At 42.2% G+C, this 26,840-nt stretch carries 24 protein-coding genes; 18 read left to right on the top strand and 6 right to left on the bottom strand.

Annotated features, from left to right (window positions below):
• The first annotated feature begins 236 nt into the window (after window positions 1-236).
• On the top strand, window positions 237-2,900 hold the full coding sequence (locus L7A31_RS04495; protein WP_237360305.1) for a heavy metal translocating P-type ATPase: 2,664 nt from the start codon (window positions 237-239) through the stop codon (window positions 2,898-2,900).
• A 75-nt stretch (window positions 2,901-2,975) separates the two neighbouring features.
• On the opposite strand, the gene L7A31_RS04490 is transcribed toward L7A31_RS04495, so the two are convergent.
• The 3 genes from L7A31_RS04490 to L7A31_RS04480 form a co-directional block, all read right to left on the bottom strand.
• Complete coding sequence (locus tag L7A31_RS04490; RefSeq protein ID WP_237360304.1) at window positions 2,976-3,914, bottom strand: LysR family transcriptional regulator; 939 nt, start codon at window positions 3,912-3,914, stop codon at window positions 2,976-2,978.
• Between the two features lie 274 nt (window positions 3,915-4,188).
• A complete protein-coding gene (locus L7A31_RS04485; protein WP_237360303.1) occupies window positions 4,189-4,770 on the bottom strand; it encodes a TetR/AcrR family transcriptional regulator in 582 nt (193 codons plus the stop codon).
• A gap of 34 nt (window positions 4,771-4,804) precedes the next feature.
• The gene (locus tag L7A31_RS04480) at window positions 4,805-4,975 is read right to left on the bottom strand and encodes a hypothetical protein (protein WP_237360302.1); all 171 of its coding nucleotides are present in this window, start codon (window positions 4,973-4,975) and stop codon (window positions 4,805-4,807) included.
• Window positions 4,976-5,624: 649 nt separating this feature from the next.
• Between L7A31_RS04480 and L7A31_RS04475 the strand changes: the two genes are divergently transcribed.
• Window positions 5,625-6,314, top strand: coding sequence for a substrate-binding periplasmic protein (locus tag L7A31_RS04475; RefSeq protein WP_237360301.1), 690 nt, complete (start codon window positions 5,625-5,627; stop codon window positions 6,312-6,314).
• A gap of 42 nt (window positions 6,315-6,356) precedes the next feature.
• On the top strand, window positions 6,357-6,653 hold the full coding sequence (locus tag L7A31_RS04470) for a Dabb family protein (RefSeq protein ID WP_237360300.1): 297 nt from the start codon (window positions 6,357-6,359) through the stop codon (window positions 6,651-6,653).
• Between the two features lie 83 nt (window positions 6,654-6,736).
• Here the strand turns inward: L7A31_RS04470 and L7A31_RS04465 are convergent, their stop codons facing one another.
• Both L7A31_RS04465 and L7A31_RS04460 read right to left on the bottom strand, forming a co-directional pair.
• Window positions 6,737-8,092 (bottom strand): GGDEF domain-containing protein, encoded by a 1,356-nt coding sequence (locus tag L7A31_RS04465; protein ID WP_237360299.1) that lies wholly within the window; start codon window positions 8,090-8,092, stop codon window positions 6,737-6,739.
• Window positions 8,092-9,045 (bottom strand): ABC transporter substrate-binding protein, encoded by a 954-nt coding sequence (locus tag L7A31_RS04460; protein WP_237360298.1) that lies wholly within the window; start codon window positions 9,043-9,045, stop codon window positions 8,092-8,094. The genes L7A31_RS04465 and L7A31_RS04460 overlap by 1 nt, the downstream gene beginning before the upstream one ends.
• 467 nt (window positions 9,046-9,512) lie before the next feature.
• Here L7A31_RS04460 and L7A31_RS04455 point away from each other — a divergent pair, with 467 nt between their 5' ends.
• The 4 genes from L7A31_RS04455 (at window position 9,513) to L7A31_RS04440 (ending at window position 13,740) form a co-directional block, all read left to right on the top strand.
• Window positions 9,513-10,232, top strand: a complete 720-nt coding sequence (locus L7A31_RS04455) for a substrate-binding periplasmic protein (protein WP_237360297.1) — start codon at window positions 9,513-9,515, stop codon at window positions 10,230-10,232.
• Window positions 10,233-10,383: 151 nt separating this feature from the next.
• Complete coding sequence (locus L7A31_RS04450; RefSeq protein ID WP_237360296.1) at window positions 10,384-11,232, top strand: helix-turn-helix domain-containing protein; 849 nt, start codon at window positions 10,384-10,386, stop codon at window positions 11,230-11,232.
• Window positions 11,233-11,322: 90 nt separating this feature from the next.
• Window positions 11,323-12,285, top strand: coding sequence for an SDR family NAD(P)-dependent oxidoreductase (locus L7A31_RS04445; protein ID WP_237360295.1), 963 nt, complete (start codon window positions 11,323-11,325; stop codon window positions 12,283-12,285).
• Window positions 12,286-12,426: 141 nt separating this feature from the next.
• Window positions 12,427-13,740, top strand: coding sequence for a hypothetical protein (locus L7A31_RS04440; protein WP_237360294.1), 1,314 nt, complete (start codon window positions 12,427-12,429; stop codon window positions 13,738-13,740).
• Here the strand turns inward: L7A31_RS04440 and L7A31_RS04435 are convergent.
• The gene (locus L7A31_RS04435; RefSeq protein WP_237360293.1) at window positions 13,723-14,658 is read right to left on the bottom strand and encodes a ketopantoate reductase family protein; all 936 of its coding nucleotides are present in this window, start codon (window positions 14,656-14,658) and stop codon (window positions 13,723-13,725) included. The two genes, L7A31_RS04440 and L7A31_RS04435, sit on opposite strands and share 18 nt — an antisense overlap.
• 842 nt (window positions 14,659-15,500) lie before the next feature.
• Here L7A31_RS04435 and L7A31_RS04430 point away from each other — a divergent pair.
• The 11 genes from L7A31_RS04430 to nuoL all read left to right on the top strand — a co-directional run bounded on the left by L7A31_RS04430 (window position 15,501) and on the right by nuoL (window position 26,826).
• On the top strand, window positions 15,501-15,875 hold the full coding sequence (locus tag L7A31_RS04430) for an NADH-quinone oxidoreductase subunit A (RefSeq protein WP_237360292.1): 375 nt from the start codon (window positions 15,501-15,503) through the stop codon (window positions 15,873-15,875).
• Complete coding sequence (locus L7A31_RS04425) at window positions 15,872-16,423, top strand: NADH-quinone oxidoreductase subunit B (protein WP_237360291.1); 552 nt, start codon at window positions 15,872-15,874, stop codon at window positions 16,421-16,423. Before L7A31_RS04430 ends, L7A31_RS04425 begins: the two co-directional genes overlap by 4 nt.
• On the top strand, window positions 16,424-18,151 hold the full coding sequence (gene nuoD, locus L7A31_RS04420; protein ID WP_237360290.1) for an NADH dehydrogenase (quinone) subunit D: 1,728 nt from the start codon (window positions 16,424-16,426) through the stop codon (window positions 18,149-18,151). It begins immediately after the preceding gene.
• Window positions 18,152-18,271: 120 nt separating this feature from the next.
• A complete protein-coding gene (gene nuoE / locus L7A31_RS04415; RefSeq protein WP_237360289.1) occupies window positions 18,272-18,838 on the top strand; it encodes an NADH-quinone oxidoreductase subunit NuoE in 567 nt (188 codons plus the stop codon).
• On the top strand, window positions 18,838-20,127 hold the full coding sequence (gene nuoF / locus L7A31_RS04410) for an NADH-quinone oxidoreductase subunit NuoF (RefSeq protein WP_237360288.1): 1,290 nt from the start codon (window positions 18,838-18,840) through the stop codon (window positions 20,125-20,127). Before nuoE ends, nuoF begins: the two co-directional genes overlap by 1 nt.
• Window positions 20,128-20,129: 2 nt before the next feature.
• Complete coding sequence (gene nuoG, locus L7A31_RS04405; RefSeq protein WP_237360287.1) at window positions 20,130-22,499, top strand: NADH-quinone oxidoreductase subunit NuoG; 2,370 nt, start codon at window positions 20,130-20,132, stop codon at window positions 22,497-22,499.
• On the top strand, window positions 22,499-23,476 hold the full coding sequence (gene nuoH / locus L7A31_RS04400; RefSeq protein ID WP_237360286.1) for an NADH-quinone oxidoreductase subunit NuoH: 978 nt from the start codon (window positions 22,499-22,501) through the stop codon (window positions 23,474-23,476). Before nuoG ends, nuoH begins: the two co-directional genes overlap by 1 nt.
• Window positions 23,477-23,533: 57 nt before the next feature.
• Window positions 23,534-24,067: an NADH-quinone oxidoreductase subunit NuoI gene (gene nuoI / locus L7A31_RS04395; protein ID WP_237360285.1), complete on the top strand. Its 534-nt coding sequence runs from the start codon at window positions 23,534-23,536 to the stop codon at window positions 24,065-24,067.
• Between the two features lie 16 nt (window positions 24,068-24,083).
• Window positions 24,084-24,623: an NADH-quinone oxidoreductase subunit J family protein gene (locus L7A31_RS04390; protein WP_237360284.1), complete on the top strand. Its 540-nt coding sequence runs from the start codon at window positions 24,084-24,086 to the stop codon at window positions 24,621-24,623.
• Window positions 24,620-24,946, top strand: a complete 327-nt coding sequence (gene nuoK, locus L7A31_RS04385) for an NADH-quinone oxidoreductase subunit NuoK (protein WP_237360283.1) — start codon at window positions 24,620-24,622, stop codon at window positions 24,944-24,946. Before L7A31_RS04390 ends, nuoK begins: the two co-directional genes overlap by 4 nt.
• On the top strand, window positions 24,946-26,826 hold the full coding sequence (gene nuoL / locus L7A31_RS04380; RefSeq protein WP_237360282.1) for an NADH-quinone oxidoreductase subunit L: 1,881 nt from the start codon (window positions 24,946-24,948) through the stop codon (window positions 26,824-26,826). The genes nuoK and nuoL overlap by 1 nt, the downstream gene beginning before the upstream one ends.
• The last annotated feature ends 14 nt before the right edge of the window (window positions 26,827-26,840 follow it).

Genomic DNA, 26,840 nt, shown 5'->3' with positions numbered 1-26,840 from the left:
CCTTGTTATTGATGTCGATTACACAAAAATGTTCTCAGCCAACTGTTACTGACAACGCCTAACGTTTGTCGTCAATGAAGGCTAATATCTAGTACGTTAGAGCCTTCCCCTAGGGGAGAGTCAACAAACAGGAACCTCAAAATTTATTTAGGTATTTACCTTGACCTTAACCGAAGGGTAAGGTTTAGGATGTACTCATACCAACTGAATTGAAGGTGAAAATCATGGGTGCTCCAATGAAAAACGATAACTTAGGACCAGCTCAGACGTTTGACATCGAGAACATGAACTGCGCGAGTTGCGTCAACAAAATAGAAAAAGCGTTGAATGCTCTGCCTGGCGTTAGTAAAGCGGTGGCGAACTTAGTTGATAAAGCTGTGACGGTTGAAGGTAGGGCTTCAGAACAATCAATATTGGAAGCATTACAAGCCTCTGGTTATCCAGGCCAAAGCGCAATAACGACTTCTAATGAGTTAGTGTTTGACATAGAAAGCATGAGTTGCGCAAGCTGCGTGAACAAAATAGAGACAGCATTAAAAGCGGTTCCCGGCGTGACGAGTGCGTTTGTCAGCTTAGCAGACAAAACAGCAACCGTTAACGGCAGTGCGTCAGAAGCTGACTTGCTTCAAGCGTTGACTGATGTTGGCTATCCCGGCAAAACAGTTGTCACCATTGCAAATGAAGTGACTTTTGAAATTGACAACATGAACTGCGCAAGCTGCGTTGGCAAAATAGAAAAGGCGCTAAATTCTGTGTCTGGCGTGGTGAGTGCGGAGGCAAGCCTTGCTGACAAATCAGTAACGGTAAAGGGTACGGCATTAGAATCTGACATGCAGCAGGCTTTGAAAGAAATAGGTTATCCGGGAAAAAAATTGCTTGTGGATGAACAAAGGGAAAAAAGAAAAGCTGAAGCGGAGCGCAAACAATATAAACACATGATGTGGGGAGCTGGTTTGTCTCTAGCTCTAGGTGTGCCTCTGATGATCTGGGATCTTGTTGGCGACACTGCAATCAATACCCCGACTCAGCAATGGATTTGGGGGGTAATTGGCGTACTGGTACTTGGCATTTTGATTGGGCCCGGTGGTCACTTTTATAAGGGAGCTTGGGCGAACTTAAAGCATGGCAGCACTAGTATGGATACCTTAGTAGCAATGGGTATCAGTACCGCTTGGATATACAGTATGGCTGTGGTGTTGTTCCCGCATGTGTTCCCAGAAGCAGGTCGCTACGTATATTTTGAGGCGGCAACCTTTATCGTCGGTTTAATTAACTTGGGACATGGCTTAGGACTAAGAGCAAGGGGGAAAACCAGTGAAGCAGTTAAAAAGTTAATTGGTTTACAGCCTAAAACAGCCCGCGTTATTCGTGATGGGCAAGAGATAGATTTACCAATTGAAGAAGTCAAAGTAGGGGATATGATCCGCCTGCGCCCCGGAGATAAAGTGTCCGTCGACGGTCGAGTAGTTGAAGGGTCTTCTGCAGTGGATGAGTCTATGTTGACTGGTGAGCCAATTCCCGTGACTAAGGAAAAAGATGATTTACTTTCAGCAGGTACAATTAACAAAAATGGCAGTTTGATTTTCGTAGCAGAAAAAGTGGGTGCAGATACGGCATTAGCTAATATCATCCGCCTTGTGAAAAGTGCGCAAAACACCAAACTGCCTATCGCACAATTGGCCGACAAAATTTCAGCAGTGTTTGTACCATTCGTTGTTGCGGTGGCGATAATCTCGGCGTTAATCTGGTATTTCATTGGCCCGGCACCAGCACTGACACATGCACTGATTGTATTTACTACCGTTGTTATTATTGCTTGCCCTTGTGCGTTAGGATTGGCGACGCCACTGTCTATTATCACAGGTGTCGGTAAAGCAGCAGAACTGGGACTCTTAGTGCGAAATGGCGAGTCTCTACAAAAAGCCAGCAAACTAGATGTCATCATCGTAGATAAAACAGGTACTGTGACAGAAGGTAAACCGAGTGTAACGGATGTAGTGGCTCTAAACGGTTACCAAGAAGATGAACTTCTTCGATTGGCAGGTAGTATAGAACAATCATCAGAGCATCCGTTAGCAGAGGCTATTGTTGAGTCAGCGAAATCTAAGAATCTTGACCTAGAAGTTAGTTCTGAATTTGAAGCGATATCTGGCTTTGGTATAGAAGGCAAATTGGGCGATAAAGTGATAGCGATGGGTAACCACAAGTTGATGGCGCGCAACAATATCGACATAACTTCAGTGGCAACTCAAATCGATGGCTTTGCTGAGCAGGGCAAAACGCCAATGTATCTAGCTATTGATGGTGTGCTTGCCGGTTTGGTCGTCGTGGCAGATGCGATTCGTGAAGACTCTGCAGATGCAATACGTCGCCTACATAAGATGGGCCTGAAAGTCATCATGGCAACGGGCGATAATCCTAAAACAGCAGCTGCTGTAGCAAAACAAGTTAATTTAGATGATTTCAGAGCAGAATGCCTACCAGAAACCAAGGCGGAGCTGATTGAAGAACTTCAACAGCAAGGACTACAAGTGGGCATGACTGGTGATGGCATCAATGATGCCCCTGCACTAGCCAAAGCAGATGTTGGATTTGCTGTTGGATCTGGTACAGACGTAGCAATTGAGTCGGCTGATATTGCCTTGATGAGAGCGTCTTTACATGGGCTGGCAGATGCTGTGGAGCTATCTAGAGCAACGCTAAGAAATATCAAGGAAAACCTATTCTTTGCATTCATTTACAACGGCTTAGGTATCCCATTGGCGGCAGGTGTACTTTATCCAGTATGGGGGATATTGCTTAGCCCGATTGTTGCTGGTGGTGCGATGGCGTTCTCTTCATTCACTGTAGTGACCAACGCGAACCGCTTACGTAGGTTCAAAGCAAGCAAACGCAGCTAGTTGATATTCTCAATATTAAAATCCGCTCCATTTTGGAGCGGATTTATTCGTTCTAAGAGTCTAATTCGCTCAAGGCTAATTATTTACTAGGCTAAAAAATTCTTTCATTGAGTCAACGATATATTGTGACTTATTGGAAAGTGCTCTATGGCTATGGTGATATACACAAACTTGATAATCGTCGATTTCAACAGGGAGTTTAATCAGTGCACCTGTTTTTAAGTAACTAGCGACAGAAAGCGTTGGGCATACAGTCGCAGCTTGACCTGACAAGGCTAAACGAATTCTAGCGTCAATGTCATCTATCTCATAAAGGATCGTATTGTTCGCTTGAATGCGCTTGTAGTAAGTATTGTAAAAGTTGTTTTTTGAAGTGCTCACTACCTCAAGATTCGGAAAAGCCCAAGGGTAATCGACAATATCATCTATGTTTTTTAAAAACTCTGCGCTCGGTGATGCAACTGCTGTTAGCTTTACATTCATCAAAGGTTTTTTTCTTATTTGGTCGACATTATTAACAGAGCCAAATGCTTCACTATGACATATGAAAAAATCGAGATTGTGTTGTAGTAAGCTTCGTTGAAGATTGGAAGGCGTATCCTGAATCACGCTGATCTTAAGGTTTTGAAATTTGTTTTTTATAATACTTGTAATTAGCCGACTGCCTAATGGTCCAACTAATTTACCAAGGCCAATCTTTATTTCACCATAATCACCGCTGCTGATGGCACGTAGCAGATTACTGATAGAAAGTGATGAAGAACATATTTCGAGAAATTTAGGATAGAGCTGCTTTGCAGGCTCTGTGGGTAGGCAGGCTTTAGTATCTCGATAAAATAAATTGATACCAAGCTGACTCTCTAAGGTTTTTATACCTTTCGAAACTGCTGGCTGTGATACGCTGCATTCTTTTGCAGCTTTTGATATGCTCCCTAATTCATAAACGCTTACGAAGTAACGTATATGATTGATGCTAGTATTCCCTATACAAGACAATATCTTGGAAGAACTCATCGCTCAATCTCAACTTAAATTTAAAGCCACTAGGAATATTAAAAATAATATATTTCTAGTTGTACCAACAAGTTGCTTATAGTTGATACCGTATAGTTGCCTTAATTGTTGGTTATGTCAATATAAAGTGACAAAAAGGTTAATTCATATCAATAAATAAGCCCAATTAAAGTGGGCGCCTGTATAACCGTCGGCAAAATCTCGATTACTCATTAATATATGAACCATTGATTCAGCTAAGTATTGCCAGTTCATTTATATTCAAATGGTTGTATTATTTTCGACTAGGTTGTTTTAACTCTGGGTATATTCTCGATGAGAAACTAGTAGGTTGCATCATCAAACTAACTATCGATAGAATCAGCAATTTTTCATTTTCACGTTTGCTAAATTTTACCGAACTTTCGAAGTGACCAGAAATTGAAGAATGAAACCTATTAGTGTATTCAACAATTACTTTGTTGAAGAATACTCTAGCCTTATCATTCTCTTGTAGAGACGAAATTTTTGAAAAAAAGCTGGTGATGTTAGGGTTTTTCATTCCATCAAGGAATATGCCCCCGATATCATCAATTAAATATTGATGACTTACACCTGATATAACATCGCTCAATTTGTTAAAAAACGCCGAGACTAGCTCTTCTATCACTGTCTCCATTAAAGCATCCTTGCTACCGAAATAGTAACGTATCAGAGAACGACTGACTCCAGCATTTGTTGAAATCGAGCTAGTGGTAATACCTTTCAATGGTGTTTCTGTTTCTGTAACTAGTCGTTTTGTCGTGTCAATTATTGTTGAATATACGTCACGCTCTCCAGCCTTTGGGCGACCTACGTGAGTTGTACTGTTTTTCATGATATTTAATGCCCGAACTCTATTGTTCAAAGAACTATACTTTTAGTTCTTGACTATTAACTTCATTTTCCATGCTTTTGTTACTTAATTTGTCGTCTCCTTGATTATTTTTATTAATGCCAAGAGCAGCTTTAGCCTCTTCTCTTGTCATATTGAGATGGGCCATATACATTGCAATGGCCATCTCCCAACTTAAATTTGTCATTGTTTTCTCTTTGTTGATTAATATAGTTAGAATGATGTATTGAAAACATTTATGAGTTAGGTTGTTTTTTATTCACTTGCCTGTATCGATAGCAGTGTCCAATATAACTACATGTTTCAATATGATTTTTCCCAGTTTGAAACATGTAGTTTGATATAGTCATAGACCATAAAGGGTTGATAATTGAATTAGCAATTTTCTGAATTTTCATGTCGATTTTCCTATTTATGCACAATTCATTCATGTGGGTTATGGGTTTCGCTAAGTGAGATTTGTTTAATAAATCTAAATGTGATGACTATCTAGTTATAAGAACTATTAGTTGACTTAATTATTAATAATGATGTGATGTTGAACAAGTTATAAACATATAACCATCAGTATTAGGCTTGAAGTTTTCCGTGGTCGAATAAATAGAAGTATAGGGCGGACCTTGTGGTGAAGATATACTCTTAGACACTGAATGAAAATTTCTATTTGATATTATTGATTACTTTTCTATTTAAATGGGTATTGGATAAGAGTTATGTTTATTTATTGTCACTATGAATATATAAGTAACCGTTACAATGTATGTCTATATTCTGCAAGTCGTTAAAAATACGACTATAATTGCTATAATTAGTCGTTGTTAGTTCAGTAAGGTTTCATGGTCTCAAAAGCTGTAGTTCAATGTATGTTTGCTCTATGTGTATTCTTAGCTTGTAAAGTTCAAGCACAGTACAATATGCACTTCTTCTTGCCAGACTTTCCACCATATACAACCACTGACAAACACGGCAATGCAGTCGGCATTGGGCTTGAGGCAGTTTTACCGATTTTGGACACCGTTGGCGTAAACTACTCGATTCAAGTCGGTTCAAACCATGGGCGTGCCTTGTCTGAATTGAGAGGTGGACGCTCAGATGGTTTTTTCATGGCTTCTAAAAACGCGCAACGCGACGAATATGCGGTTTTTTCAAATTCGGTCATGATCAACAGATGGGTTTGGGTTGTATTGAGAAAAAATCGAGCTAGTTTTAAACCTAGCGATAAAAGTCGGTATGTGATGGCAAGCTTGCTTAACACCAATACAAATTATTGGTTGAAGAAATCAGGCTATAAGACGGTTAAACCTGCGTCGGATATTCATGCCCTCGTCAGTAAGCTAGTCACCAAAGAAGTCGATGCGATTTTAGTGGCTGAGGCTGTATTTAATAGTGAGTTTAAATATGATGTTAGATTCCAGCTTATGACGCAAAAAGAAACAGAGTTTGGCATTTATATTTCAAAAGCATTTTTGAAAGACCACCCAGAGTTTATGGATAAATTAAATAAGGCTATCCAACAGCAGCGATAAAGATTAACTTACAATGATAAGCAATTGTTGTAGGAAGATTTGATGATACGCCACGTGCTACTTATTAAGTTTAAACCGACCGCTGATGACTCTGGTATTGATCAGCTAAAAACTCTGTTCTTGTCTATACCTGAGAGAGTAGAAGGTGTGACTTCCGTTGAGTGGGGGCTAAATGATAGCCCAGAAGGCAAGAACCAAGGTTATAGCCATTGTGTCTTTATGACATTCGCCAATGAACAAGGTCGACAGAACTATTTACCACACCCAGAACACGAAGCGCTGAAAGCTGTGTTTAGGCCACTACTTGAAGACGTCATTGTGTTTGACTATCAGGCTTAAATATCGACAAGATACGTGATGAATAAAGGTCTGATAAAGCGACCAATAGATATTGATATTGTACGTTTTTAAAAAATTGGTATTTACTCGTTTTGGGTCAACGGTGGATCGACTGACTCGGTTGCATATAGATAGTCAACTCCGTCTTTTTTAGCTCTATACATCGCTGAATCTGCTAATGCATAGAGTTCATCCGCTGTTTTGTAATTATCATTTTCTAAGCTCGCGACACCGATGCTTACACCAATTGGTAAATGAATGTTCTGATAATCTATTGGCGTTAGGATAAGCTTACTGACCTTTTCAACTATGTTACGCAGTTCAAGAGCCGAATTGTATTCTTCTGCCAAAAATACAAATTCATCACCGCCCATGCGGAAGTAACTGTCACCTTCTCGTAAGTCTTCACGAAGCCTCTGCCCTATAACTTGGATGACGTGATCACCTGCCATATGGCCGAACTTGTCATTCACTTCTTTAAATCGATCTAAATCAATCATGAGTATGGAGAAATTATGTTCGTGTCTTTTGGCGTGAGCAAAGCGTTGGTAATAGACTTCACTAAACTGAAGTCGATTGGAAAGGCCGCTCAACGCATCAGTGTGTGCAACAAGTTTTAGTTGTCGATTGGCTTCTCTTAGCTCTTCAGTTCTAAGCTCGACACGATGTTCTAGCTCTTCGGCTATGGCTTGCAATTCTGCATTCGATTTAGACAGAGAAATTTGGCTAGAGCGTAGGCTTTTCATTAGATTATCGAAGGTTCTCGCCACTAATCCGATTTCATCTTTTCTATCTCCAAGCTCGTCAGACTCTAGTTCACCTTCTCGAAGATCGACGAGGCGCATGTGCTCGACTAAGTGCTCAATCGGTTTGCCTAAATATAGTTTTAGGAAGCCAAGTACGCCTACTGCACATGCAAATACGGTAATAACGCCATACATAAGTATGTATTTGAGGACTGAAATGACCTGCCTTTCAACAAGGTTCTCATCGACAACAATTAAAATAGAGCCCCGGAAATTTTCATTGGTTAACGGTACATTAATATAAAAATCACTAGGGCTTGAACTAGAAAATACGCTGGAAATGTGGTCGTCACGGGAGGTGGGCTTTGATAGCGAAGTACCCGCCTGAAAAACAGGCGCTCCTTTGCCATCGAGCAACCCTACATAGGTGACACCTTCTGTTCGTGTGATGATCTCTTCACATAGCTCTTCATAACCTGAAAACTCTGAAGGCATTAATCCGAGATCAAGTAGCCTATCTGTCTTTAATGCCAGCTGTTCAGCGTTGATGTAGCCTCGCTGAATAAATAGGTCTTCATAGCGATGGCGGATTTCGATAGAGAGAATACTCATGAACAAAAACAGGATGAGAAATAAGCTAATCAAAAACAGAAGAACAATTTTTACTCTCAATGAATTCAAAGGATTAAACATTACTGTCCCCAAGTATAAGATCTCTTAATCGTATTGTTTAACAACACTTGTACATTAGGATTCAATCCTAAAGCCTTGGCCCTAGGTAGGCTGATCATAGGTACTCCTTTGTAACTAGGGCGAATGTCAATTTCGCTGGGTTTGATATTTTCTACGAGGATTTTTTTTGCCATTTGACCTGCAATATATCCTTGGTCATAGCCAGATACTGCGACGGCAGCAAGCGTGCCGCTATTAACGCGAGACTCCCAGAAAGAGAAGTCGGGCAGCTGACTATTCTTTACTGTCCATTTGAGTACTTCTTCGTAAGGAACATCTTTTCCATTTTGGTTCTTTAGGTTGAATATTCCCAATAGAGCGATACTGTCTACTTGGGTTTGAAGACGTTCTATTACCTGCTTATATTCATCAAATGTCTTCACTAGAATCCACTCTGTAACCTCAATGTTTCTTAGGTGCTTGCTATTCGCACGCATCCGAGTCATCACACCTTTCCATGTTGGATCACTATCAACGATGACAGCGATTTTGGATATGTTAGGCGACAATGATTGAACTAAGTTTACAGTGGGTACGAAGTGCTCATGTTCTAAAACACCAGTCACATTGCTCGAGCCAAGAAAGTCGTATTCAGATGGATCTCGGTTTACGCCACTAAATACGACTGGTAGGTCACTATTTACCAGAGCATGAGAGACATATTTTTGAGCGTTATCGTCATTGATATATAGTAAATTTGGTTTCCACGTTTCTATAACTTGGTGGGTTTGCGCTACCTTTTCTTGTATCGACTTCTGAGAACTATCTCGTTTTGTGTCTAGCTCTATGATTTGATACTCAACCTCAATATCTCCTATGCCATCTTTAAATCCTTGGAACTGCTCAATATTCCATTTCCAAGTCTTGTGGTAACTCATGACATGCAGAACACGAAAAGGGTTGCTTTCGGCCATAACTGAGGGGATAACAACAAAAAAACAACAGGCTATGACGCAAAGCCTCCTAGTTATCATATATGGCACCCTATATCAGTTAGTTAACGAAACATAAGTATAGATGATAATTTGGTTAATAATTCTAGATTTAGAGAATGTTAGATGTGCTACAAAATCAATGATAGGTGAACAAAGGAGTGCCTGATATAAGTCAACGGGCGGATTAGGGAAAGTTGCTGCATCTTTCTAGATTATAATTAATTATGCACATCAACAGGTGGCTTACATGCTGAGAGTATGTGCTGCTTATTACTTTACCAAGGGAGTACTTATTGTAGGTAATTAACTTTTACATTAAATATGGCTGCATATTCAACTTGTTTACTATTTGTGATGGCTATTTATATCAAATAATTTTAGAGAAAAAGCACTAAACATAAACTATTCTTTATCTATACGTGAATACTGTAAGAAAAGGTGTGGAAGTGAGAATAGTTAATTACAATATATTATTTTTGCTGATATTAATTTTAATGCCTTATTCCGGTTATTCAAGAGAGATCACTTTGAGTGGTATTGAAGACACAATTGATGGGGAGATATCTGCCAAAGTATTAGAGCATGCCTATTCTATCGACGATATTAATCTTAACGTTTTGTATATGCCAGCCCAGAGATCTATAGCGACGTCTTCTGCAGGGAAAGTAGATGGAGAGCTATTTCGTACACCTGATTCAGTATCAAAATACTCTAGTCTTATTCAAGTTGCGCAGCCTATACACTATGTTAACGTGTATATAGCGACCAAGTCTAAAAGTGGGATAGAGAGCATAGAACAACTACGAAATCGTAGTATTGGAGTGGTAAGAGGTAGGTTATACAAAAGGTTAACACAAGGCTTCGATAACGTTAGTATGGTGACAAGGCATAATCAGCTAGTTAAAATGCTTATCAATGATCGAGTTGATGCCATTATTTTATCTGAGTATACGTTAAGGTACTACATGTCAAAGGAAAATAAAGAGAATACAAAGAACATTGTTGTTCTAGGCGACCCCATATATAGCTCTCCAGTATTTCACTACTTGCATAAGCGTAATAAAGATCTTGTTCCTATTATCAAAAGTCGAGTCAATCAAGTAATGGATAATGGTATATATGAGAAGATACTTTCCAAGTACACCTTATTAAGTGGAGGAAAATGAATTACTGAACTTAATTACTTGGCTGGTTGATATTTATATTATACTTAACTTTGCTTATTATTCTTTAACTTGATTAATTAAATTGGTGCTTCTGCTCACGGTGATAAAAATATTAATTTAATATTATTCGCCGATTTTGTATGATTTTTATATGAAAGAAAAAAAAGAATTTATTGGTTTTAAAGTACAAAACCAGTTAGCCATAGGAAAGGGAGTGTTTGAACCCCCATTGCGTTATCAGGATAGTCTTGTCAACGAAGCACGTATTGTGCATGTCGTCCAAGGTCGTTCGACCCTGATATGTGCAAACAATGTATTGAATTTAAGTCCGGGCGACACAGTTTTATTGAAATCTGACAATTTTGTAAACAACTGGCATGCGCTTGAAGACAGCTCTTTAGTTGAAATTATGGGCTTTCAGCTTACCTCCTCAATTTTGCAAGCTGTCTATAGCGAGCAGGTACCTAGTCAATTTTCTGCTTCGACTAATAGGGTTAGCTATTCTGCGTTACGTCTACCTAGAACTCCTATCCTGAAAGGTTTTTTTGATGGCCTGTATACATACTTTATTAATCCAGAATCTTTTTCACAACCTATTGTTGAGGTGAAAGTCCGTGAATTGATCGAGTTGCTTCTACAAACCGATAGCGATGGTTCTATCGCAAACATGTTAGGTGATCTGTTCTCGGGCTCTGAATACAAGCTGCAAGATGTTGTTCAGAAGCACTTATATAGCAACATAAAACTTAATGAGTTGGCGTTTTTGTGCGGCCTTAGCTTGTCCACTTTTAACCGTAGGTTTAAGAAGGTTTACGGCACAAGCCCAAATCAATATCTCAACTCCAAAAGACTAGAAAAAGCCCAACAACTTATCCAGAGCACTGATGACAACCTTACTTCAATAGCATATGACTGTGGTTTTGAAGACCTAAGCTACTTTTCTAGGCTATTTAAAAAGTACTACCAGTTCTCTCCCTCCGAGCTTCGAAAAAAACGTTGACACAATAGTCCTAATATTTGAACTGATCGTGAAAGATATGTTTGAGCAATGTATCTAATCTAAATACTCAATCTGAGTGGGAGAAGATATATGCGGTCATCTTTGACAGGTAAATCAGTTTTAATTACAGGTGCGAACGGTGGCATTGGGTATGCGACTTGTCGGCAAGTATTGCGACATGCCCCAAGGAAGTTAACTCTAGCTTGTAGAAGCCAATTTCAAGCAGACGAGTGCAAAATTAAATTGAATACACTTAACTTTTCTAAAACACCCTTGGATGCGGTCGGTGGCTTTGAAATGACCAGTGATCGTCAACTTAAAAGAGTCGTTTCTAGCTTAGACGCTAAGCACAAGTTTGACGTCGTGTTTGTTCAAGCTGGCGGTGCTTTTTTTGATAAAAAGTTTCGTTTTATAAAAGCGAGAGAAGGTCAGATAGAACAAACTGTGTTTCAAAACGCTATTGGGGGATATCTTTTGGTGAGATATTTACTGGAGCACAGGCTTCTATCAAAAAAGGCCAGAATCGTATTCGCTGGTGGTGAAGGGGCTAGGGGCGTTAGGCCGTTAATCAAGAAACAAAGCTTCCACTCGATTGAGAATTTAAAAGCCTATATTGAGACAGGAGCCGGTCAGAAATACAATCCACTAGATGCTATTGGGGTATCCAAACTGGTTAGCGCTCTCATTTCCTTGAAACTCGCTTCAATAGACTCGGGCCGAGAATATGTATGGTTTTCTCCGGGGTTAACTGGCGGAACCTACGGCTTAGATCACTGGGCCGGTTTGCAAAAATACATTTCAAAATATCTGGTATTTCCCATTGCTGCGGCGTTTGGGTTGGCTCAGCCTCCAAGAAAAGCAGCAGGAAAATGCTTACTCGCACTCGCTGGTGAAATAGGGCGCTCAGGCGATCTAATTGGAGCTCCAGAGACAAAGGCATTGGGGCAGTTATGCGATCAAAAACCTATGAACCCTGACTTCACCAATCAGCGTTTAAGAGATGAGTTTTTTATCTACCTACAAAGGCAATTTGGTTCATTCCCTAATATTTAATACCAGTTTGTAAGTCTCAAAACTTACGGGTTATTCCTAGTTAGGTAAAGCTGAGATTTAATATATATCCTACGCAAATATTATTGTGGGATAACGGATATTTATTGAATTAATTTTCTGTTAATTATAGTGAGAAGTGTTATGAGCTCTATACAAGATAGAATTTCTCTTTTTATAAATAGTATTTATGAATCCTTAGGCATTCCATCGTTCGAATCATTTAAAGTTAACACGGACAAAAGGCTTCAGAAGCAACAATATAGGCAGCAGGAAGCTGAAGCTAAGAAGGAGCGTTATCTGAACGAGGCTGAAAAAAAAGCAAAACAAAATATGTCTAAGGTTCTTAGGCAACTACCTGTAATGGTTGCGGCCCAACGGACAGCGAAGCAAGGCAAAGCAAATTATCTTAAGCAAATAAAAACTCTTGGAGGAGGACTATCCCAGGGGTTTAATCTAATTAGCAAAGAAAAGATGGATAACGCAAAAAAATTCTATAAAGAGTATCGACATAATATCACCCTAAATAAAAGCGAAGACGATACTTTGGATATAATTCTTGGCTGCTTAAAAAATGATGCGGATCTGACTCAATATTTGGACAAACAATATCAAGCAGAAGTTAAAAGTGGCCAGCTGAGTTATGGTGCAAGGCAGCAGCTTAACAATGTTCGATTCAAAACAAAGCAGTTATTCATCCTTTACAAAAGCTTTGTCGAGGCGCAAGTTGAGCTTTTGTCGCTTGCAGACGTCGTGGCAAACACTAGTAATGGTACTGTTGTTCAACCTCCTGGTGCTTTTCAAGGAACAAAATCTTTTAAGGGGGCATTGCAGAAAGTAACTCTTCGAGAACGTAGCTCTGACATTGGAGACTTAAAAGACTGCGCTCGCGCAACCATTATCTTTAAGACAACAGCAGATCTCATCCGTGCGAAGAATGCTGTGGTAGCGAGTGACGCCTTTCAAGCGGTTAAGCACCATCAAAAAGCACTGAAAGATCGTTATGATTCAGGTACTAGTAAAGAGATGAAAAAGTTTAATGTTGGAGCTCAGAAATCTGGATACAAAGACATTAAGTTTTTTATAAAGCTACCTAAGTCTAACACTGTAGCTGAGTTGCAATTGAACACTGGAGTGATGGCTGAGGCAAAAGAGCAAGAACACGTTATATACGAGATCTTGAGAACAACTAAAGATACTAGTAGCGCGTTTAATGTTACCAATGCAGACATACTAAAAGGTGTTCAGAAACACATGAATTCTAACTGGTTTGATAAGGCACGAAGAACCACCTTGGGTGTTAACATGGAGCTTAAAGTGCTTGAGGGTATGATCCAGCAGTTCCAAAACTCTGGTTATAAGCAGCTAAATGTGAGTAAACAACAAGCTGAAGCGTTAATGAAAGTAGCGAACAGCCTATACGCTTACGCTACCCGTCAATTAGCTACACAGCTGTGATTGTGTGTTTCTCTGGTCAATCATGGAGAGCAATGTGTTTAGAGAAGCCTGAGTTTTTGGCATCTGTACGTTGGCTTTGTTTGCTAGTTCGACCAAGTTGTGGAAAATGGTTTCGATCTCCATATCCCTGCCTGAATCAAAGTCCTCTTTCATGCTGAAGTACACCCCTTTGAATTCAGGCACAGCCAAATGACTAAATAGCTGGCTGACAGTGGAAGGATCGATGTTTACGCCGTAAGCTTGGGCAACTTGTATGACTTCTTGGCCGATATCTTCGACAAGCTGGCGAGGTTCAGCTGCAGTCGAGAGAGTTTGCATGCAGGCGTCATAAATAATAGATGCGAGGTTGCAAGAGGCGTTGACTAGCAGCTTGGGAAAGCGCGCTTGAAATATATCGTCTTTTGGGCTTACAGAGCCAAAAAGTAGATTGAAAACCGACTCTAAATCTAACTCGTTCGTTCCCTCGTGATAGTGGGCATAGTTTAAGTAACTAGACTCTTTGTGAAGCGTAACTTGATTTCCAGCTGAGGTCTTAGTCACTTTGATATTGGTTGTTGCTCCGATAATGGTGTTACTTTCATGGAGGAATTGAGCTAGGTGTGCTTCGTTGCCAATACCATTTTGAATCACAACAAAGGTTTTGTTCCTTAGGTGAGCTAGCTGTGGGAATACTTCAGCGTTGTGTGTGCTCTTTAGTGTGATGAAAATCAACTCACCGCCTATCGCTGAGTAATCCGATGTAATGTTTTCGATTGGCGATCTGCTGCTTTGCGTGGAGTGGCTTAGCTTAATTTCATTGTGCTCTAGTAGAGCAGAGTGTTGACTAACGACACACTGCAGGTTATGTCGATTCGTCTCCGAGAGTTTAGCAAAGACGTACCCACCTATTGCTCCAACGCCAATAATGCTGACTTTCATAGCTAGATCACCCAGTTCAATAAAAAGCTCAATATAGCGTTTGCAAAGCAGCATGACTATCACTTGTTTTCGTTTAAATAGATCAAACTAAGACATTACTGAGTGAATAATAAATACCATCCATGATATAAATCATAAAACATGCGATGTAAGTTCGAGAATGACCAATTATTTACCGAACAAAATGCAATATTAAAGTGCATTTTTGAAAAGTTTAGAGTCAAATGCGATGGCTTTTTATATCAATTTTTCTAAAACAGGGCGTTTTCTTGCCTGTTTAATCAAGAATTAGCAGCTAATTTACTAAAATCTTGCACGCCAAATGGCTTTGTTTCTCTTCTTCATTTCAAGTGGAAGTTCAGCTGAGCGACTTTAATAAACTCTTGATTTGTTATTAAGAGTTGTTAGAGTGACGACCACTATCTGGTACATTGGTCTGACAAACTAATAAGATTTTTAACAGTTAGATCAAGTTTTGAGCATATTATTTTAAATAACCCACCAAAGTGATTGATGGTAGTTATTTATCGATATCCTCTATCTCGAAAGCTATATAGTTTTCAAAGTAAAAAACATATCAGTTAGAGTAAAAATTGCACGTTAAGGACAGTAGGAAGCGAACGAGCTAGTCACATGGACTGGCAGTTGGCTTTTTGTGCAATTTGATAATAAATATGTGGCAGTTGTTCATAGTAACAAATTGAGCGAAATGCCGATTTAAAAGTAATGTTAGTAATAAAAAAGGAACGCTCGATACACCCTCCTCATGTGGTGTATTGATAAGTCAGTAGTAGTCGGGCTGATAGCGCACTCAATGGACGAGTTTATACGAGGAGTTCAAAATGAGTGGCTTTAGTCCAGCCTTATTGATCGGCATATTTACTGTGCTTGTCATAGCGGTAATCTCTGCAATTCTATTTGCAAGCAAACTGGTCGGCGGTTTTGGTCGTCGATATGAAGATGAACAACCCTTCGAATGTGGCCTTCTTCCCTCTGGCACAACAAAACACAACTTTTCAATTAGCTACTATCTCATTGCTGTCGCTTTCCTCATTTTTGAACTAGAAGCAGCCATCTTACTCGCTTGGGGCGTTGATTACTGGAAACTTGGTATTCCGGGTGTCATCGCTGCGGTACTTTTCATTGTAATCCTTCTATTAGGACTCGTGTATATGCTGCGTAAAGGCGCTTTTAAGATCGGAGTATACGAATCATGAGCGACATCATTCCTGTTGTTAATGCCGACAAAGAGCAATCTGAAAAAGGCAATAATTTAATCACCAATATCGTTGGCAAAGTAGATGACCTCATCTCTTACAGCCGTAAACACTCACTATGGCCATATAACTTTGGTACTTCTTGCTGCTTCGTTGAAATGATGACAGCAGCGACGCCACGTTACGACATGGCGCGTTTTGGATCTGAGGTACTACGTGGTTCTCCTCGCCAAAGTGACGTGTTAATCACGGCAGGTACTTGCTTTGTCAAAATGGCTCCTCTTATGAAGCACATCTACGATCAGATGCTTGAGCCTAAGTGGGTTATCTCTATGGGGTCATGTTCGAACTCTGGTGGTATGTACGATATCTACAGTGTTGTGCAAGGTGTTGATAAAATCCTACCGGTTGACGTATACGTTCCAGGCTGTCCTCCTCGTCCTGACGCATTGTTAGAAGGTTTGTTGATGCTTCAAGACTACGTCAAAGCAAACCCGGTTTCTGTTCTAAAGAAAAATCGTAAGCCTCTTGGCTTGAGGGTTGAATAAATGAGCACAGAACTAACAATTGAGGAAGTCGCAGTAAGCGATTTACAACAAACGTTAACAGAGCGCTTTGGTGCGAAAGCACTTCCAGGTTCTGTTATCGGCACTGAAAGCTATCAAGTCGATTGTGATCAGCTCATTGAGATGCTGACCTACCTTAAGAAAGAATCGACACCGAAATTTGAAATGCTGTTTGACCTATCCGCGATTGATGAAGCAGAGCGTGGTGGTGGTCTGACAGTTTTTTACCATCTACTGAGCATTTCTACTAGCCAGTTTATTTCTGTTCGCACTCACATCGCGAACGATTCTATTGAAGTACCAACAGCGACAGTTGTTTGGCCTAACGCAGACTGGTACGAGCGTGAAGTTTATGACATGTTCGGTATCAAGTTTGCGGGTCACCCAGATCTTCGTCGTATCCTGACGTTTGATTTCTGGAAAGGTCATCCACTTCGTAAAACTTACCCGGCTCGCGCCACACTAATGGACGAACCGTTCGATCTTGAAGGTGAAGATTTCCAGAACGTGATGGAATCTTACGAGATCAAGGGTAAGCAAGAAGATGGTTCAATGGTATTGAATATTGGTCCAAACCACCCGGGTACAGATGGTGTTATTCGTCTTAAAGTTAAAATGAAAGGCGAGCGCATTGAAGAGCTAGACCAAGAGATTGGTTTCCACCACCGTGGTGCTGAAAAACTAGCAGAACGCCATACTTTCCATAACTACATTCCATACACTGACCGTATTGACTATCTAGGCGGTGTTGCAGGTGAATTGCCATACCTTCTTGGCTTAGAAGCGATGACAGGTATTGAAGTTCCAGAGCGCGCTAAGACAATGCGTATCATGCTTTGTGAACTATTCCGTATCTCGAGCCACCTAGTTTGGTTTGGTAGTATCACGCACAACCTTGGTGGTATGGCTCCAGCATTCTACGCTTTCACCGAGCGTGAGAAGATCTTTGACGTTATCGAACTTATCTGTGGCGGTCGTATGCACCCTGCATTCTTCCGTATTGGTGGTGTATCTCAAGACCTACCAGATGGCTGGAGAGCAGCAGTAGATGCAGCTTGCGATGCGGTAGAAAAACTAGTACCAGATCTTGAGAAGTTGATGACAAAATCAATGATCTTCAAGGCTCGTACTCAAGGCGTTGCGGTATACAGCCAAGAACTAGCATTAGATTATGGCCTCACAGGTCCAAACTTGCGCGCAACTGGTATTAACTTCGATGCGCGTAAGCAAATGCCATACATGGGCTACGAAGATTACGACTTTGATGTGCCAGTTGGTAAAGACGGTGATGCATACACTCGTACTGTTCTACGTGTTCAAGAACTGACAGAAAGTTTGAAGATCATTCGCCAAGCGGCTGATCGCATGCCAGAAGGCCCACACCTTGCAGATAATGCTCCGAAATTTGGTTTCCCACGTAAGCAAAATGCACTGAAAGACATCGAAACATTGATTCACAGTTTCGTTGATACTGGACGTGGTTTTGACTTCCCAGTAGCAGAGACATTCTTTGCGACGGAAACATCAAAGGGTCTTACTGGCTACCACACCGTAAGTAACGGTACTGGGTGTCCATACCGTGTGCGTATTCGCACTCCGTCTTTCACCCACTTCCAGTCTGTTAAAGCAGTTTCTAAAGGCGATTTGCTCGGGAACATCATCTGCTTGATAGGCTCAATAGATTATGTTTTGGCGGACATTGACCGTTAAATATCAATAAAACAGCACTGTTATAAGATGCTGAAGTTAGGCGCTTTTTAGCCTATCGCAGGTTAAGAAGCGACAACTTAGATACTGGTCGATGTAAAGTCGGGCCGATGTGAGGAAAAAATGTTAACTGAACAAGAAATCGCACATTTGGAAGAGCATATTGCTCACTATCCTGAGAAGCGGGCAGGAGCTATCTACTGTCTGTACTTTGTGCAGGATAAATATGGATATATCACCAAAGAGGGCTTGGAAGCGGTTAGTGAACTGACTGAACTTTCAACAACTCAATTAGATGAAATTATTACTTTCTACACCTTATTGCGCCGCCGTCCGGTTGGCCGAAATATCATGCGTGTTTGCGACAGCATTTCATGTCATACGCGTGGTTCTAAGAAGGTATTGGAAGCGGCAAAGAAAGCCACTGGTAAACAGTTGGGTGAAATTGCAAACGACGGCAGCGTTACTGTCCTACCGAGCATCTGTTTAGGTCTGTGTGATCGCGCGCCTGCAGCGTTGATTAACGATGATCGTGTAGAAGGTGAGCTGACTGAAGAGAAGGTACGCGACATCATTACTCAGATGGCTGAGGAAGAGATGAAGCTTGCTGAGAAACCTGATTACCGTAGCATGATCGCTATGTTGACTCCTCAAGATGAGCCAAGTAAGCCAAACGAGGAGAAAGCATAATGGATCTGGTACTAAGTCGTAACTTTCACAACGAAAAACCTCTAGATTTAGCTGGCTACCAAGCGGCAGGTGGCTACGAAAGTCTTGAAACTATTATTGGTAAAGACAGAGAGCCACTTCTAGAAGAAATCAAAGCATCAGGCCTACGTGGCTGTGGTGGTGGTGGTTTCCCTACAGGTGTTAAATGGGGCTTCCTTGCAAAAGACGCGTCTCACCCTGTTTATCTAGTGGTTAACTTAGATGAATCTGAACCGGGTTCATTCAAAGACCGCCAAGTATTATACCGTGACCCGCACACCATCCTTGAAGGTGTTATTGCCAGTAGTTATCTATTGGGTGCTGATAAAGCGTTCGTTTTCATTCGTGGCGAATACCGTGAAGGTGCAAAACTGCTAGAAAAAGCAGTGGAAGATGCAAAAGCAGCAGGTCTAGTTGGTAAAAACATTAAAGGATCTGGCTGGGATCTAGATGTTGACGTGCACTTAAGTGCTGGTCGTTACATCTGTGGTGAAGAAACTGCACTATTAAACGCATTAGAAGGCTACCGTGGTAACCCTCGTGCTAAGCCGCCGTTCCCGATCGTAAAAGGTCTTTGGGGACAACCAACCATCATTAACAATGTCGAAACGGTTTGTCATATCCCTTGGATTGCTCACAAAGGTGCTGAGTGGTTCAAATCTCAAGGTAAAGGCAACGCTGCGGGTAGCCATATCTATCAAGTATCTGGCCCAGTTAAGAAGCCTGGCTTCTTCGAACTACCAATGGGTACAACAGCACGCGAGCTTATTTTTGAGCACGCAGGCGGCCTATTAGACGGCAGAGAGTTGGTTGGTTTCCTACCAGGTGGTGCGTCTACTCAATTCATGCTTCCAGAGCACTTAGATGTACCTCTTGATTGGGATGGTCCAGCAAGTGTTGGCTCTCGTCTAGGTACAGGCGGTATCATCGTAATGGACGATTCTATCTGTCCAATCGACTTCATGATCAACCTGACTGAGTTCTTCGCTCGTGAGTCTTGTGGTTACTGTACGCCTTGTCGTGACGGTCTTCCATATGTTGTACATGTTCTTGAGAAGTTTGAGAAGGGCGTAGCAACAGCTGCAGACCTTGATCTACTGCATGAGCTTTGTGACACGATTTATCCGAACACATTCTGTGCGCTAGCACCGGGTGCGCTAATGCCGATCATGGCAGGTCTTAAGCACTTTAGACATGTTTTTGAAGCACACATCGAAGCGAAAGCTTGCACGCATGAAATGGCAGCAAGTGTAGAAGCGGAGGAAGCTTAATCATGGGTACTATTTATATTGATGATAAAGCGGTTGAATTCGAAGCGGGTGAGAACGTCCTAGACGCAGCTCGCCGTGCAGGCATCGAAGCGCCTTACTTCTGTTATCATCCTGCGCTAGGTGCTGCGGGCTCTTGTCGTATTTGTGCAATGGAAACAGTGCCACAAAAAGAAGGTGAGCGTCCACGTACTGTGATGACTTGTACTATTCCTGCGCAAGACGGTCAGCGTTACAAATTCAAGAGCGATAAAGCTCAGCAAATTCAAAAAGGTGTGGTTGAGTTCTACATGACTAACCACCCGAATGACTGCCCAGTATGTGATGAAGGTGGTGATTGCCACCTACAAGATACTACAATCAGCGTAGGTCACGCGTACCGTCGTTACGATGGCATGAAGCGTACAATGCCTGATCAATACCTTGGTCCACTGGTTTATCAAACCATGAACCGCTGTGTAACTTGTTACCGCTGTGTTCGTTACTACCAAAACTACGCTCTAGGCGATGATTTTGGAGCAATGGGTTCAAGCAACCACGTGTTGTTCCGTCGCACTGAAGATGGCGCTTTTGACAGCCCGTTTTCTGGCAACCTAGTGACAGTATGTCCAACTGGTGTATTCACGGATAAAGTTTACCGTCGTAAGTACAGCCGCACTTGGATGCTAGATAAAGCAGATTCTATCTGTTCTGGTTGTAGCGTAGGTTGTAATGTTGAAGTGGGTGGCCGTGAAGGTACTCTACGTCGCGTTCACCCGGCGGAAGAAGGCAAGTCTGCAGTAAACCCTTACTTCATTTGTGACCGTGGCCGTTATGGCGCGCATGGTACTGAAGCAAAAGATCGTCCACTGCAAGTTCTACTTGATGGCAAACCACTTGCTGATGCAGAGCCAGCTCAGCGCCTAGCAAAAGAGCTTGGTGAAGCGCAAGGTCGCGTGGGTATCTTAGGTTCTGCTGAAGAAGACTTGCTAACTAATACAGCACTTCGCCAGCTAGCCGCTCAACTGAATGCGCCTTTCTCACCATTTGTGTCTGAGACAGAAGAAGCATTTACCAAAGCAGCAGTAGCTGCGAACTCAAATGCGCCAAGCGTAAAAGAGATCGAACAAGCGGATGTAGTTCTTGTTGTTGGTGAACTAACTGAACATGCTCCTATGTTAGACATGGCAGTTCGCCAAGTGATGAAAGAGAAGCGTCCAGTTCATATTCTTCACGCTACTGGCTCTCACTTAGTGACAGCGTCACGTAAATTCCAAAAAGGCCTAAGCCAAACTGTTGCTCCTTCACAGTGGTTAGAGACGCTAGAGCAAGTCGAAAAAGCTTGTGCTGGTGAGTCTGTTAACAGCGAGTGGGTAAACAAGTTCGCAGCAGCTACGAAAGAAGCTAACAAAGTTGTGATTCTAGGTGTGGCTGAACTACTTAACGTGTCTGGTATCAAGGCGTTAGAGAAAGTAACTGCTACTCTAGGCGAAAAAGCAAAACTAGCGATTGCTCAATCGGCAGCTGGTTCGACAGGTGCAGCGTTGGTTGCTGAAGCTGATTCTTGTGACAAGCTGAAGCAGAAATTGGCGAAAGGCGAAATCGACACACTATTGGTTGTTGGCTCTGATCCGTTCGGCGAGAAAGCGACAGGTTGGTCAGATCTACGTGGCCAAGTTAAGCGCTTAATCGTTGCTGATAAGATCAATACTGCTTCAGTGAAAGCAGCAGACCTTGTGATTCCTCTAGCGGCATGGCCAGAGCGCAATGGTATGACTATCAACTATGAAGGTCGCCTACAAAGCTTTGCTCAGTCGTTTAAACGTCAAGAGTCTCTATTTAGTGCTGAAGTGTTAATCGAGCAAATGGTGGATGTTGACCAAGAAGCGATCAATAACTTCCTTGCTGGGTTAACAGAAACGCACCCGCAAGCTGGCTCACAAGGTGTTCGCCTTGATGCAAGTAAGTTTGCAATTGAGCTTTCAGCTAAAGAGCAAGATGCATCATTCAAACCAGCGAAAGCAGGGCAGACTCAAGTTGCTCTATCACGCTGGCATGGTGAAGGCTACATTGCAGATTGCGCTGACGAGCTTGCTTCTCTAAAGCCGAACGCAGCTATTTATGTCAATGCTGAATTAGCGAACGCGATTTCGGTTAAAACGGGTGATCGCCTGACAGTGAAAGTAGCGAAGAAGCAAGTAACACGCACAGTTGTGATTGATTCTCATGTTGCTGACAACGCAGTAGCCTTGTCTCGCGTAGATGTGAACAAACTGGGTACTGAGATTGCTGCTCCAGTTCAGCTAGAGAAAGCAGCGGATCTCTTTATTGATGCAACCAATGTTGACGCGAATGGCAAAGCCAAAGCGAAAACAGCAACGGTAGGAGAAGCTTAATGGATCCTTTGCACTATTGGATTTATGTTCTGATTGGCATGGTGGTCACCATTTTTGGTTTGATCCTTGTTGCTGGTTACACAGTCCTATTTGAACGTCGTGCTTTGGCACTTCTACAAGACCGTTACGGCCCTAACCGTGCAGGTCCATTTGGTATTTTCCAAGCATTATGTGATGCAGCAAAACTGTTAACAAAAGAGCACTTTTTACCCGGCTTCGTAGACAGAAAGCTGTATATCTTAGCGCCAATATTGGTGGTAGTTGCAATTCTAGTGAGTTTTGCATTGCTGCCTGTCGGTCAGAACATTTCTTGGGCTGGCGATTTGAATGTTGGTTTGCTGTTCTTGATGGGCCTAAGCTCGATTCATGCTTACGGTGTGTTCTTGGGTGGTTGGGCGTCAAGCTCGAAATACACAATGCTTGGTGCAATCCGTACTATCGCACAGCTAATTAGCTATGAGTTAGCTATGGGTGTCGCTGTTCTTGGTGTGGTTATGCTAGCGGGCAGCTTTAGCTTAAGCAAAATCGTTGATGCTCAAACGATTCCATACATTGTGCTACAACCAGTTGGCTTCATTGTTTTCCTAATTGCGGGTATCGCTGAGACTCACCGTCTTCCATTCGATATGCCAGAAGCAGAAAACGAATTGAACGCAGGTTTTAACACTGAGTACGGTGGTATGCCATTCGCGATGTTCTTCCTAGGTGAATATCTAGGCGTGATTCTAGTCGGCGCGATGACTACTACTTTGTACCTTGGTGGCTGGCATGGTCCTTGGGCAGAAGCTTTCCCACTAATGGGCGTATTCTGGTTCTGTTTGAAAACATTCTTACTCGTATTCTTCTTTGTTTGGATGCGTGCAAGTTTGCCAAGAACCCGTTACGACCAATTGATGGCGTTCGGTTGGAAATTCCTACTACCTCTTGGTTTGTTGAATATCCTTGCGACAGCGATCATCGGTGCATTCTGGATGTAGCCATTCTGTATTCAATATGCGGAATTGATCGAGAAAGCTCTTTTATCGAGAAGAATTATGAAAATATTAAAAATACTCAGTGAAGTCACAGGGGCCTTCGGAACGACCCTTAAACATGCTTGGGCTCCCAGAGATACTGTCTGCTACCCGGAAGTTAAGCCAGATCTACCAGAGCGTTGGCGTGGCCGTATTGTTTTGACAAAAGATCCATCAGGTGACGAGCGCTGTGTTGCTTGTTACTTGTGCTCTTCAGTTTGTCCTTCGAACGCGATCACCATTCAAGGTTCTGAGCGTGAAGACGAGCGCCGCTATGCGAAGAAGTTCCAATTGGACTTCAGTCGCTGCATTTTCTGCGGCATGTGTGAAGAAGCCTGTCCAACGCTATCGATTCAATGTACGACTGATTTTGAAATGGGTAAATACACTCATGAGAAGTTGGTGTACCAGAAAGAAGATCTTCTGATTGATGGTCCTGGTAAGCACCCTGATTTTAATTACTACGAGCATGCTGGCGTAGCAATTAAAGGGAAGGCTATAGGTGATGGTGCGGACGAGAAACCGCCTATCGATGTTTACACTTTGCTGCCGTAATTTGGCGAGGTAAATAATGTTAACTTGGAATATTATATTCTACGCAAGCAGTGTGATTATGCTGCTTGCTGCAATAAGTTTGCTGTTCGTCAAAGAGCCGATGCATGGGGCAGTGTACCTCACTACCTCTCTATTGGCACTGGCAGTGATCTTCTATCTTCTTGGCTCGCCATTTGTCGCTGCACTACAAATTATTTTGTACGTTGGCGCGATTATGGTGTTGTTTGTCTTTTTCATTATGCTCAGTCCGGCAAGTGAAAGCTTTCCTATGACAGCCAATAAAAGCATCATTTTACCAGTCATCCTATTGGTTGTGATGTTGGTTGAAGGCTTCCTTGTGTTGACTAGCTCTTTAACGGTTGAGTCTGCGCAAACTGTTCACATGATCAGTGCGAAAAGCGTCGGTTACGACTTATTCGAGCATTACAAACTTGCCATCGAAGCGATTTCAACTCTTCTACTAGGTGCTCTTGTTGCTGTGATTTATCTAGCTGCACATGTTAAACCGCAAGCTGAAGCAGATGCTTCAGAAACGGCATTGGAGGAGCAAGCATGAGTGTGTTTACTGTTCTGACTTTGTCACTGCTGATGTTTGTGATTGGTCTTTTAATTGTTTTAGTTCGTCGTCAACTACTGTTCGTTCTTATGGGCATTGAAGTGATGCTTAACGGTGTTGCTCTTGCACTTGTTGGTGCAGGGCAATACTGGAATGACCCAACAGGGCAAGTAGTGACGCTATTTTTGATGATTGCTGCAGGTTGTGAACTTTCAGTGGTACTTATGCTAGCGATGCTATCTTACCGTCACCTTAAAACAACTCGCGTTGACAAGCTTAACCAGCTTAGCGATCGTCTAGTAGCGAAAGGGGGAGAGCTATAATGAATAACGTTTTATGGTTAATCCCTACCTTACCTCTACTTAGCGCTGCAATTATCGTATTGCTAGGTGGCAGAATGCCACTTCGTGCAAGCGGTATTATGGCGGCAAGCTCGGTGTTCATTTCGGCGATTTTGGTTGGTGCACTTTGGATTAACAGTGATTTTAATCCTGATTACCATCAACAGTTGTGGACGTGGATGTCTGTCGGTGCATGGAAGGTCAACATTGGCCTAACAGTCGATAGACTAACGCTTGTAATGATCACAGTAACAACTTGGGTTGGCTTCCTAATCCACTTGTTCTCTGTACCGTTCATGCGCAAAGACTTTGGTGAGCGTCGTTACTTCTGCTACTTGAATTTGTTCGTAGCGGGCATGCTGTTCTTTGTTATGGCCGATAACCTAATCTTGTTGTACACAGGTTGGGAAATCATGGGCCTATGTTCATACGGCTTGATTTCTCACTACTACAACAAAGAGAAGAACGTTTACTCTGGTCGTAAGGCATTCGTTGTTACCCGTATTGGTGATACGCTACTTGCTATCGGTATCTTGCTTGCGTTTGTTTCTTTCAAGACAGTTAACCTGCAAGAGATTTTCCACCTAGCAACAACACAACCGGTTGATCTTGGCATCATTGCTGTAATCTGCCTACTGTTCCTAGCAGGTGGTATGGCGAAGTCCGCACAGTTCCCAATGCACGTGTGGCTACCTGAATCAATGGCAGGTCCATCAACGGTTTCGGCATTGATTCACGCAGCAACCATGGTTACGGCTGGCGTTTACCTAATCGCGCGTACTCACGTTCTTTACAACCTAGTTCCTGATGTAGCTTGGTGGGTATCACTAGTGGGTGCATTCACTGCATTCTACGCAGCGACTTGTGCGGTAGCGCAAAACGATATCAAACGTATCCTTGCTTACTCTACAATCAGCCAAATCGGTTACATGTTTGCAGCTCTTGGTGTAGGCGCGTACGACTTAGCTATTTTCCACGTGATTGTTCACGCTTGCTTTAAAGCACTGCTGTTCATCGGTTCTGGTGTCATCATCGACATGTATAGCCATGATCACGATATCCGTAAGATGGGTGGTCTTGGCAAACGTCTACCGTGGATGAAGTGGACTTACCTAGCAGGTTCTGCGAGCTTAGCTGCACTGCCAGTTATCACGTCAAGCTTCTACTCGAAAGATGCGATCATCGCAGCAACAGATACTGGCCATTTAGGTTGGTTACTCGCTGGGCTAGGTCTAGTGGGTGCACTATTTACTAGCATCTACGCTTTCCGTATGTACTTCATGGTATTCAACGGTAAGAACCGTACTGAGTTTACTAAACCATCTTACATCAGCGAGAAAGGTCTGCCTTGGCAGATGAAGGTTTCAACAGGCATCTTGGCTGTTGGCTCTATCGCGATTGGTTGGATTCAGTTCCCATCAGATTGGTCTTTCGGTCCTCACTTGTTTGTTCCTTGGTTGAGCCAAGTGTTAGGTGCTGTGCCAGAACTTGATCCGACTACTGGGTTGTTGCTTGAAGTTCTAGGCGCTGTGATTGCAATCGCTGGCGTATGGATTGCCCATGTAATGGTTAAGAAAGAGCTTGCTACAGGCAAGGGCATTGGTGACAACAAGTTCCTAAATGCAGCTTGGTATATCGATGATCTTTCAAAGCTTATCTTTATCCGTAGCTTTAAAGCGCTAACTGGATTACTAGAAACAGTAATCGAGCGTTGGATTCTTAATAAAGGTGTCGTCGGTGGTGTCTCTTCTGCAGTATCAAGCAGTGGTGAGATAATTAGCGAAGGGCAAGGCAATCAAGTATCACGTTACGTCCTATGGATGATCGTTGGTGCCGTTATATTGCTGTTTTACATGGTTTAATCAATAAGGTTTAT

This window comes from Vibrio marisflavi CECT 7928, from assembly GCF_921294215.1.
GTDB lineage: Bacteria > Pseudomonadota > Gammaproteobacteria > Enterobacterales > Vibrionaceae > Vibrio > Vibrio marisflavi.
The sequence above is the reverse complement of the archived record's forward strand: the minus strand, read 5'-3'. Positions and strand labels throughout refer to the sequence as shown.